Source organism: Variovorax sp. P4_D9 (assembly GCF_056401695.1).
The window spans coordinates 1-5,717 of record NZ_JBFUIU010000582.1; the positions used below are offsets into that span (position 1 = coordinate 1).

Here is a 5,717-nt window from a genome sequence, read left to right on the forward strand (position 1 = left end):
GCTGTTGGGTCGGCAGGCCATGTCCGTTCTCTACGGCGACAGCAACAGCGGCAAGACCTTCTTGGCCATCGACATCGGCGCAGCCATCTGCCTGGGCGGCAAATGGATGGGGCGCAACGTCGACGCCGGCATGGTGGTCTACCTGGCCACCGAGGCGCCGCGGTCCGTGCGTGAGCGCCTGAAGGCATACCACAAGCACCATCACTGCACGGTACCGAACTTCGTGATCGTCAAGTCGCCGATCAACCTGTTCGACGGCCACGCCGACACCACCGCGGTGATCACGCTGATCCGGGATCTGGAGTCCCTGTATGGGGTCAAGTGCGTGATGGTGATCGGCGACACGCTCGCGCGGCTGAGTGCTGGCGCGAACGAGAACAGCGGCGAGGACATGGGCGTAGTCATCCAGCACGGCGATCGCATCCGCCACGAGGCCGACGTGCACCTGATGCTGATCCACCACTGCGGCAAGGATGCGGCGCGCGGCATGCGCGGCTGGAGCGGCCTGCGCGCCGCCACGGATACCGAGATCGAAGTGACAGCCGACAGCACGGCCGGCGTTCATGCGGCCGAGATCACCAAGCAGCGCGACATGGGCGGAAAGGGCGATCGCATCGGCTTCCGCCTCTCGGGCATTGCGATGGGCACTGGGAAGTGGGGTGGCCCGCTCACGTCCTGCGTTGTGATGCCAACAGATGCGCCGGTCGTCGCCAAGAAGCTGCCGCGCCTGGGAGAGGTCCAGCATGCAATCTTGGCCCTCCTGCGTGGGACTGGCACCGACATGCGTTTAGGAGAGGTGGCGGCAGCCCTGGAGCCTCAGTTCAGCAAGAGCTCCATCTACAACGCTACGAACCGCTTGAAGGATCTGGCGCTGGTGGAAATCTCGGCAGGTAAGGTGCACCTGATCCCCGTATGACCACGATTCACGTCATTCACGCTTATTCACGTTCGCTTTCCCGTGAACCCCGTGAATATTCACGTCGTTTCACGCCGCCCTATATAGGGCGTGAACACGTGAACGGCTGGAATCGGAATCGCCATGTCGGCTGAAAACCCGATCCTGATCCGCCGCTGGTCCGTCGGCGACTACACCGTGACGCTGCGCTGCCAGCGTCCGAAGCCCGGGCAGGCCGTGGGAGCCTTCGTCGAGTGGGATCCCACCATGCCCAAAGGCTTGACGGCCACAGACCAGGCCGCTTACCTCCGCGGCCGCGATGAAGCCATCGCCCAGGTCGCCCGGATGCTCAGCCACCCCGCACCGAAAGGTCCCAAATGCTGAGCGTTCTCCTCGAAGGCACCCTGATCGCCGCGCCCGTGCCGCGGACCAGCTCCGCTGGCAAGCCGTACACGATCGCCAGGATGCGTGCGAACGGCGAGGACGGGGAGACCGTGTGGGTCAGCCTCATCGCATTCGACCTGTGCGCTGCGGAGGCTCTGGCAGCGCTTGCCAACGGCGACAGCTTGGCTATCGCTGGTCGCGCAGCCCTGACGACCTGGGAGAAGGGCGGCCAACACCACGCCGGCCTGAAGGTCACGGCGAACCGCGTGATGTCAATATACGAGGCCGGAAAGCGCCGCGGTACCGCCAGTTCGCGACCTCCGGAGGCCACGGCATGAAGCCCGCAGGCTCACTTACCTATGCTGCCGGTCGAGCAGCAACATTGATCACAAGGGGGTTGCCATGGGTTACTCGAAGGCGGTCGCTGAGCAGGTTCTCAAGGGTCTCGCGGGCGGAAAGTCGCTCCGCCGGGCCGCTGCCGACGCCGGCACATCAGCGCAATCAATCCTGCGGTGGTGCGAGGCGGATCCCGAGTTCGCGGAGCAGTACGCGCGCGCGCGAGCGAACGGGTTCCAGCTGCTTGCGGACGAGATTTTGGAGATCAGCGATGAGGCTGAGGTGCAGGCGACGTACAAAGGCGATGTGGTGTCCCTCGACATCAGCAGCGCCTCAGTCCAACGCAATCGTCTGCGTGTCGACAGTCGCAAGTGGCTGCTGTCGAAGATGCTGCCAAAGACCTACGGCGACAAGGTGGACCTGGGTGGCGAGGTGGGCATCAACCACACGCACGGCATCGCAGCTGCTGCAGCGCAGATGACCGATGCGCAGCTGGACGAGGGGATCCGGCGCAAGCTGGTGCTGCTGAGATACCTCCCGAGCCCACTCGATTCGGAGGTGCAGCCAGACGACGTCCTCGACCCAGTTGAGGTCAACCGCTGGCCGGCAGCATCGAAGAGTGAAGGCCTCGTGGACATTCCTGACGCCTCCGCGCGCGCGAGGACGCTGAATCCACACCCGAAGGAAGACCATGACCATCCCCGAAGACACTGGCCCCAGCAGATCGAAAAGGTGCGCGGCGAGATCGAGCAGTTCAACCTGCCGTGTGACCTCGGGCCGAAGGAGCCTGACTGCCCGGCTACCAGCCTGTGCAGGCAGCAACCAGCCATAACCGGGCGAAAATCGGCCCGTGCCCAAGCCTACCCTCCTGCTCTATCCGATTCCCTGACCTCTCGTGGCGTCCACTGAACTCAAGGGTTTCATCCTCACTCGGCGCTGGCGGGACACCCCCGCCGGAACCGAAATCGAGTACTGGCTGGCCACAGATGCCGGGCCGAGGAAAGTGGTGCTAACCGCGCAAACCTCGGTCGCCTTTTTGCAGGTTAAACATAGGTCAGCATTGGAAGCGCAGTTGCTGACGATGCCAGAGCTACAGATTCACGAACTCGAGCTAAGGACGTTTCGCCAAGAGCCGGTCATCGGCGTGTACGCCAAGCAGCACCGGCAAATCGGACGCCTGGCCCGAGCACTTGCCGCGCAGAACGTTCCCCTATACGAGGCAGACGTACGCCCGCATGACCGCTACTTGATGGAGCGGTTTATCACGGCAGGTGTTCTCGTGGAAGGAGGGCGGCCGGAGGGCGCAACCATCGTCGACTGCAAGCTCAAGCCTGCGCCCCATTTCCGGCCGGTGCTGAAGGTCGCAGCTGGTACGCAGTCTCGCTCGACAAAACCGCGTCCTCGCCATCACATAGAAGCGGATTCCGACCAGCGTTCACACCACTTTCTTGGTGAGGGTATTCAGGGCCCCTCGGAGGGTTTGCCTTTTCTAAGCCTGCGCATCATGCCCGTCAGATTCCGCACCACGATAGGCGGCAAATAATCCAGCTTGAGCTCCTGCATTTTTACCCACCAATCGATTTTATCTTCACTTCGGGGGCGAACCTTAAACTGCGTAGTGTGAGATCTTTTCCCGTCCTTCCAGGTGGCAGTGTAATAATAGAGAGCAACTGATTTTCTCGAGATCCCCTCCGGGTGGGCGATTGGCTGCGGGTTCCCGTGCATGTTCCCCGAAGTTGTATTGAAGATAACACAGCGATTGAAGACTGGAACAATCGAGTGGTGCTTGATTTTTACCGCCGTATCCCATAACTCGAGTTGACCGCCATACTCATCTTTCCAGTCTTTGTTCAAATATATTAGTACGTTGACACGCCTCTCCAGATTCATTCGATAGTGATGGTTGAAGTCGGCATGCATAGAAAGATGCCCACCCTGTTGGATCTCGTGAAGTCCTCCGCCCAAGAAGTGTGGATCTGGAATTAGACCATTAATTCCCGTTATGTTCTCTATTATCTTGGTGAACGGATATGAATTAAAGACATAAAACAATCCGCGAACTTCCGGCGCCAAGGTGTCTGGATGGTAACTGCTCTTGAGGCGCTCCTGTGCGCGGTTGAATGTTTGATTCAATGATTGATTCTGAACCTCTCGCATAGCAAAACCAGATAGAAGGCGTTCGCTCAGTTCTATCGGTAAAAAATCGTCAAGTACTACATGTGGAAAAGGAACGGCGTGCAAGTACGCATCCTGATGCTCTTTTCCTTTTTCGTGTATATCCTCCGGGTTGATAAAGCCGGTACTTTTGTCCATCAGGTGGAGGTAAGTCATATCGTAAGTTGCGAAGTTTATTCCTTAGGGTCGCGGATATATCTTGCTGTGCCTCGGAGTTGTTGCAAATTTCGCGCCACAACGGCACTTCGCCGGCGCCGGACAGCGCCTCCTCCACGGAAAGCGCGTAGCGAGTTTCGTTATCCAGCTCGGGTGCGGCGCTTCAAGTAGAGGCGGGCCTTTTTCCATTGTGGTCGAAAAGGCCGCGCAGGCAAGCGGTTGTACCTTGAACATCTGGAGGCCCGAAAAGCTACGCCGACCACAGCCCAAAAGCTACGCTCAATGCTCGGCGCCGCCTGGGCGCTGGCGCTTGATGCCTGCCGTCTGGACCAGGACCCCGAACTGGTGGCCAGCCGTCCAGAAGGGGCGCCTGAAGAGCAAGGGGAAGGTCGTCGGCGGCGAGCACCAGGGCCAACAGAGGCGCGTGCAGTCGGCGAGTCTCCTGGGATTGGCTGCCGAACATGCACGAACTCGCCCGCGACACGCTGCAGATGTGCCTGTGGACGTGCACGCTCGGCTCGGAGCCTTTGGCCATGCGGCCCTGGCTGGTGGTGGACCATACCCCCGGTGTTGAGCACGTCCAGGTCCTTGATCGAGCCGGGACGGTGATCCTGAACGGGGTGTTCGATCTCGCACAGCTCGAGGCGATCGTGGCGCATATGAAGGCGCTTGGAGCGTCCGATTGAGGGGAGGCTTTCCTCTCTGGGACCTTGCAAGAAGGTCTTGCCCGCTACGGCGGGCTTTTTCATGGCCGCCAATTGAGGGGGCCGCCTCGTTTATCCCGCCGGGGCCGGGGCGGGCGTGCCGGCCGGTGCCACGCAGGATTTCACCGTGAAGGGTGCCGGGTCCGTGCCGAAGAACCCGTTCGTGCAGCTTCCCGTCCCAGTGACCGTTTTCTGGACCCACCGTGTATCGGCCCCATAGCTGACCACCGTCGCGGTCGCCACGGTGAAAGTGCCTCCTTCCACGGCCAACGTGACCCCGTTTGAGGGCGGTGGCGCGGGTGGGGGTGGCGGCGGTGGGGGCGGTGCTGGCGGCGGTGCAGCGGTCCCCGTGTCCGTGACGCAGGACTTCAAGCTGAAAGGAGCCGGATCCGAGCCGAAGAATGTGTTGCTGCAGGTCCCCGCGCCGGTCACCAGCTTCTCGATCCAGCGCGTCCCGGCGCCGTAGCTGACCACCGTCGCGGTCGCCATGTTGAAGGCTCCGCCTTCCGCCGCGATGGTGCTGTCGCTCGTCGGCGTTGCGGTGCCCAGCGTGACCCCGGAGGCCAGCGGCGAAAGAACAGAACAGCCCTTCGCGACGGTCGGAGACGGGTTCGTGCCGAAGAACTCGTTCTGGCAGCTCACGGTGCCGGAGAAGGACTTCGCGACCATATTGCCGCCGGCGCCGTATTGAACGAGGGTCGTGGAAGGCAGGGTCAGCGATTGACCTTGCTGCGCGACCTGGGTCCAGCTGGCATCCACCTTCACGATCTTGGCGACCGACGGCACGCCCGCGCTGTCGATCGCGAACAGCATGTAGTGACCGACAGGAAGAATGTTCGGGGTCTCGGTGATCTGGATGTCGACGTTCGGGTCGCCCGCCGCCTGCGTGAACGGCAGTTCCAGGAAGCGCTGACCGAAGTTGTTCGAGTGCGTCACAGAGCCCATGCGCACCAGCGTGATTTTCTGGATCGGCTTCGAGGACGCGACCGTGATGCCGAAGGCGGCACCCAGCGTCACCTGGGCCGGCGCCGTGTTGATGATCGGGCGCGCAGCGGGCTGTCCGGTGC

At 61.6% G+C, this 5,717-nt stretch carries 8 protein-coding genes; 6 read left to right on the plus strand and 2 right to left on the minus strand.

Going from position 1 to position 5,717, the window contains the following annotated elements; translation table 11 throughout:
• The 5 genes from AC1DY5_RS39445 to AC1DY5_RS39465 all read left to right on the plus strand — a co-directional run.
• On the plus strand, nucleotides 1-916 hold a 916-nt coding region (locus AC1DY5_RS39445; RefSeq protein WP_478119893.1), incomplete at its 5' end, for an AAA family ATPase.
• 123 nt (nucleotides 917-1,039) lie between these two features.
• Nucleotides 1,040-1,279 (plus strand): hypothetical protein, encoded by a 240-nt coding sequence (locus tag AC1DY5_RS39450; RefSeq protein WP_478119894.1) that lies wholly within the window; start codon nucleotides 1,040-1,042, stop codon nucleotides 1,277-1,279.
• Nucleotides 1,273-1,617: a single-stranded DNA-binding protein gene (locus AC1DY5_RS39455; protein ID WP_478119895.1), complete on the plus strand. Its 345-nt coding sequence runs from the start codon at nucleotides 1,273-1,275 to the stop codon at nucleotides 1,615-1,617. The genes AC1DY5_RS39450 and AC1DY5_RS39455 overlap by 7 nt, the downstream gene beginning before the upstream one ends.
• A 64-nt stretch (nucleotides 1,618-1,681) precedes the next feature.
• The gene (locus AC1DY5_RS39460) at nucleotides 1,682-2,524 is read left to right on the plus strand and encodes a terminase small subunit-like protein (protein WP_478119896.1); all 843 of its coding nucleotides are present in this window, start codon (nucleotides 1,682-1,684) and stop codon (nucleotides 2,522-2,524) included.
• Complete coding sequence (locus tag AC1DY5_RS39465) at nucleotides 2,511-3,158, plus strand: hypothetical protein (protein WP_478119897.1); 648 nt, start codon at nucleotides 2,511-2,513, stop codon at nucleotides 3,156-3,158. Before AC1DY5_RS39460 ends, AC1DY5_RS39465 begins: the two co-directional genes overlap by 14 nt.
• On the opposite strand, the gene AC1DY5_RS39470 is transcribed toward AC1DY5_RS39465, so the two are convergent.
• Complete coding sequence (locus AC1DY5_RS39470; RefSeq protein WP_478119898.1) at nucleotides 3,077-3,928, minus strand: 2OG-Fe(II) oxygenase; 852 nt, start codon at nucleotides 3,926-3,928, stop codon at nucleotides 3,077-3,079. The genes AC1DY5_RS39465 and AC1DY5_RS39470 overlap by 82 nt on opposite strands.
• Before the next feature lie 479 nt (nucleotides 3,929-4,407).
• On the opposite strand from AC1DY5_RS39470, the gene AC1DY5_RS39475 reads away from it, so the two are divergent.
• Complete coding sequence (locus AC1DY5_RS39475) at nucleotides 4,408-4,632, plus strand: hypothetical protein (RefSeq protein ID WP_478119899.1); 225 nt, start codon at nucleotides 4,408-4,410, stop codon at nucleotides 4,630-4,632.
• A 90-nt stretch (nucleotides 4,633-4,722) separates the two neighbouring features.
• Here the strand turns inward: AC1DY5_RS39475 and AC1DY5_RS39480 are convergent.
• Nucleotides 4,723-5,717, minus strand: a 995-nt coding sequence (locus tag AC1DY5_RS39480; RefSeq protein ID WP_478119900.1) for a galactose oxidase early set domain-containing protein, incomplete at its 5' end; no start/stop codon positions are given.

Coding starts and splice junctions, on each gene's coding strand:
- AC1DY5_RS39450 (WP_478119894.1), top strand. CDS start 1,040: ATGTCGGCTGAAAACCCGATCCTGATCCGCCGCTGGTCCGTCGGCGAC.
- AC1DY5_RS39470 (WP_478119898.1), bottom strand. CDS start 3,928: ATGGACAAAAGTACCGGCTTTATCAACCCGGAGGATATACACGAAAAA.
- AC1DY5_RS39455 (WP_478119895.1), top strand. CDS start 1,273: ATGCTGAGCGTTCTCCTCGAAGGCACCCTGATCGCCGCGCCCGTGCCG.
- AC1DY5_RS39475 (WP_478119899.1), top strand. CDS start 4,408: ATGCACGAACTCGCCCGCGACACGCTGCAGATGTGCCTGTGGACGTGC.
- AC1DY5_RS39460 (WP_478119896.1), top strand. CDS start 1,682: ATGGGTTACTCGAAGGCGGTCGCTGAGCAGGTTCTCAAGGGTCTCGCG.